The 3535-nt window shown below is 67.7% G+C and carries 6 protein-coding genes; 4 read left to right on the top strand and 2 right to left on the bottom strand.

The annotated features are described in order from the left end of the window. Window positions 1-223 (bottom strand): hypothetical protein (locus FNQ90_RS16390; protein ID WP_182607067.1); only part of this gene is annotated, 223 nt, incomplete at its 3' end. Between the two features lie 87 nt (window positions 224-310). Further along, the gene (locus FNQ90_RS28190; RefSeq protein ID WP_267133061.1) at window positions 311-442 is read right to left on the bottom strand and encodes a hypothetical protein; all 132 of its coding nucleotides are present in this window, start codon (window positions 440-442) and stop codon (window positions 311-313) included. 467 nt (window positions 443-909) lie between these two features. On the opposite strand from FNQ90_RS28190, the gene FNQ90_RS16395 reads away from it, so the two are divergent. The 4 genes from FNQ90_RS16395 to FNQ90_RS28705 form a co-directional block, all read left to right on the top strand. Next, window positions 910-1449, top strand: coding sequence for a UTRA domain-containing protein (locus FNQ90_RS16395; RefSeq protein ID WP_182607068.1), 540 nt, complete (start codon window positions 910-912; stop codon window positions 1447-1449). Window positions 1450-1455: 6 nt separating this feature from the next. Next, window positions 1456-2223, top strand: coding sequence for a GntR family transcriptional regulator (locus FNQ90_RS16400; protein ID WP_182607069.1), 768 nt, complete (start codon window positions 1456-1458; stop codon window positions 2221-2223). Between the two features lie 343 nt (window positions 2224-2566). Next, on the top strand, window positions 2567-3025 hold the full coding sequence (locus FNQ90_RS16405) for a nucleotidyltransferase domain-containing protein (protein ID WP_182607070.1): 459 nt from the start codon (window positions 2567-2569) through the stop codon (window positions 3023-3025). 137 nt (window positions 3026-3162) lie between these two features. Beyond that, window positions 3163-3535 (top strand): HepT-like ribonuclease domain-containing protein (locus FNQ90_RS28705; protein ID WP_407699378.1); only part of this gene is annotated, 373 nt, incomplete at its 3' end.

Raw genomic sequence — 3535 nt, forward strand, 5'->3', positions numbered from 1 at the left:
GGGGGCCGGGGCGGTGGGCGATGGCCTCGGTGATGACCGCGACCACGGCCGGGGCCAGGTCCGGGTCATCGGCGAGGATGTCCAACCCGGCGTCCAGCCGGGCCGCCCGCTCGCTCACGCTCTCCCCCTCCACGCCCAACCACAGGTCCGGGTCGGTGCCAAGCGAGAGTTCGAGGTAGTCGTTGTGGTCGCGCACCTCGTGCCGACCGATGAAGCTCTTCACAGCAGGTCTCTCCTGTCGGACACACCACACGGCGCCCCGCCCCGGATCGGGGCGGGGCGCCGTGTGGTGGGCTGGATGGTCGGACGGTCAGCGGGTGCTCTTGAGCTGGGCGTCGCGGCGGGACTGGGCGTTGCGCTCGGCGACCTTGCGCCGCAACTCCTCGCGCCGCTGCTCCTCGCGCTCCTTCTCGGTCGGCGCGGTGGTGGCGATACGATCCACGGCAGGATCACTCCCTAGTTCGGTTAGGTGTGGGTGGTCCAGGCCCCGGCCGGTGTTCCAGCACCCTCCGGGGCCGTCTGGTTTCGCGGAGCTGACAGCTCCCCTCACCGCCGGTACCGGACCGGCGGATCGGGCAGGCATCAGAGCCCGCACAAGTCCTTCAAGCGACCGGCATCACCACAGGTGAGAGGCCGATCTACCGCCTTTCGTCGGGGAGGCGGTGACCCACGTCTGTTCAGTTCTCAAGGACCGGGTGCTTCCTTCGGCGCCGTTTCACGGGACACCTCCGGGCACTGCGCAGGGCAGCCCAAAGAAGGCCCTGCGCTGCTCTGCTCTGCTTGCGCTGAGCGGAACACGAGGACCGTACCGCTATTCGCGAATAGCGGCAAGGATGCCCTGTCAGTCGATGCGCTTACTGTGTAAAGCAGCAAGGTTGTAGAGACGCCTGAACCAGATGGGAGACGCTGGTGAGCGGCAATGAGTGGGTACACGCGTCCGCGCCATACGTGCGGCCACGGAAGCCGGGTGAACAGGACGCGTGGAGCGAGGAGGCCGCGAAGAAGGGCCGTCGGGGCACTCAACGCATCGTTCATGCGCTCCAAGTGCCGGCACCGGCCGAGGTTGCCGCAGCTCTCGGTGTGGTCGAGGGTTCGGCAGTCATCGAACGCCGCAGGACCATCTACCTCGATGGAGAGGCCACAGAGCTGACGAACACCTACTACCCGATGGCCATCGCAGGAGGTACGCGCCTGGCCGAACCCACCAAGATCCCCGGAGGGGCGGTAAGTCTGTTGGCCGAGCTTGGGTACATCGCCCGGATTGTCCGGGAGGACGTGCGGGCCCGGATGCCGGAGGAGAGCGAGCGGACCATGTTGGCACTCGCGCCGGGCGTTCCCGTTCTGGAGCTGATCCGCCGCACGGCAGACGCTTCGGCTCCGTTCCAGGTGGATGTATCCGTCTTCCCTGCAACCATCCAGCGGCTTCGCTACGAGATGAAGGTTGGTTGATCAAAGGTGCCCAAGGCAGACGAAGACGCGGTTGATCGTCGCCCGCTTCACGAGCGGATCGCAGCGGATCTCCGCGACGAGATCATGTCCGGCGATCTGCGCCCCGGCGCGAGCCTCCCGTCAACGCTCCGGCTGAAGGAGCGGTTCAAGGCGTCGAACGCGACCGTGCAGAAGGCGCTCCAGGTCCTCAAGGATGAACGGCTCGTGGTCGGCCGGGCAGGAGCCGCCGTGACCGTTCGGGAGCACCGCCAAGAGACCATCCGTCCGGCCGACTTCGGCGCCCCCGCAGAAGCGGGCAAGCCCTACCGCTGGCTCACGGAGGCCGGCAAGAGAGGGAAGCGCGGCAGCATCCAACTGCTCGATGTCGCGGAATGCCGCCCGCCGGCAGACGTCGCCATGGCCATGGAGCTCCCGGAAGAGGGAACCGCCATTGTTCGGCACCAGGTCCTCTCGCACGACGGGGAACCGGTGGAGCTGGTGGCCTCCTACTATCCGATCGAGATCGCCCGGGGAACCGCGCTCGCCGATCAGCGAAAGATCAAGGGCGGCACGCCCACTCTGCTCGCGGAAATGGGGTTCCCGCCCCGGCTCACCGTGGACCGGGTGTCCGCGCGGATCCCCACGCAGGAACAGTACGAAGCGCTGAGACTGCCCACTGACCTACCGGTCCTTCGTACGCTGCGAGTGGTGTACAGCGACGATGAGCGACCGATCGAGGTCACCTTGATGACCAAGGCCGGGCACCTTTATGAGCTTCAGTACGAGTTCACATGAGGGTCACGGTGGCGGGGACTCGCGCGAAGGGATGGGCGTTGGCGTACGCCCACGCGTACGCCAACAGGGGCGTACAACCGCAGACACCCGAACCCATCACGAGCCGCACCCTTAAAGCCCTGCTCAGGACAGACGCCGCCTGAAAAGCGGAAGGTCGCCGGTTCGACCCCGGCCCCAGCCACCATACACAGAAGCCTCCTGACAGGATCCTGTCAGGAGGCTTTCGTACGTGGTGGCCGGGCGCACCGTCGTGACGCCGGCCACGGCGATCGCCCCCGTGCACCGTCCGGCCCCCCTCCGCACTGTCGCGATGTCCTTGATATACGGATGGGAGGAGGCTGCCATGGCGTCACAGAGTCCCGCCTCGCAGCTTGCCGACATCCGCAGGGCCGCCGGACTGACCCAACGGGAGCTCGCCGAGTTGTCGGGGGTGGCCCAGCCCGACATCGCGGCATACGAAAACGGCACGCGCCACCCTTCCCCGAGGATGCTGGCGCGCCCGGCCGCCGCCGGACCGCGCGCCTCCGTGGCACTCGCCCGACACAAGGCCAAGGTGAAAGCACTCGCCGCACACCACAAGGCGCTCAGCGTGAAGGTCTTCGGATCCGTCGCCCGCGGCGAGCACCGCCCCGGCAGCGACCTCGACCTGCTGGTGACCTTCGCTCCCGACGCCTCCCTGTTCGACCGGATCGAACTGGCCCGGGACCTCGAAGACACCCTCGGCGTGAAAGTCGATGTCGTCAGCGCGGATGGACTGCGCGAAAGCCACGCCTCCATCGCGGCGGAAGCGAAACCCCTGTGACCGCGTCCCAACCCGGATCACCCGACCAAGAGCCCCTCGACGCACGCACCCGGCAGACTCTTCACGACTTTCTCGACTTCGCCGCCACCGCCGCCCGGCTCGTCGCACGAGGCCGTGAAGCCCACGACGCCGACGAGATGCTCCGACTCTCCGGCGAGGCGATCCTTCACCGCATCGGTGAGGCCGTCGCCCGGCCGGCCAACGACTTCACCACGGCCCACCCCGAGGTTCGGTGGCGCGCGATGAAAGGCATGCGCGACCTCGTCGCCCACGACTACGGTGCCGTCGACCACGGCATCCCGTGGAACGCCATGGCGCACAACCTCCCCCAAGAGGCCGCCCACGTGCGGAGAATCCTCGACGGGGCCGGACTCCCGATCGCAATGACCGCCCCGCCCGTATTGACGGGTCGGTCTTTCCCCTGTCGTTCCCCCTTTCCCCTGTCGTTCCACGACAAAGGCCCATCGGCGGGTGGGCCGATGGACCTTCCGTTCGCCGACCGGCCGGGAC

The sequence above is a fragment of the Streptomyces alkaliphilus genome, from assembly GCF_014141535.1.
Lineage (GTDB): Bacteria > Actinomycetota > Actinomycetes > Streptomycetales > Streptomycetaceae > Streptomyces > Streptomyces alkaliphilus.

Coding starts and splice junctions, on each gene's coding strand:
- FNQ90_RS16405 (WP_182607070.1), top strand. CDS start 2,567: ATGGCGTCACAGAGTCCCGCCTCGCAGCTTGCCGACATCCGCAGGGCC.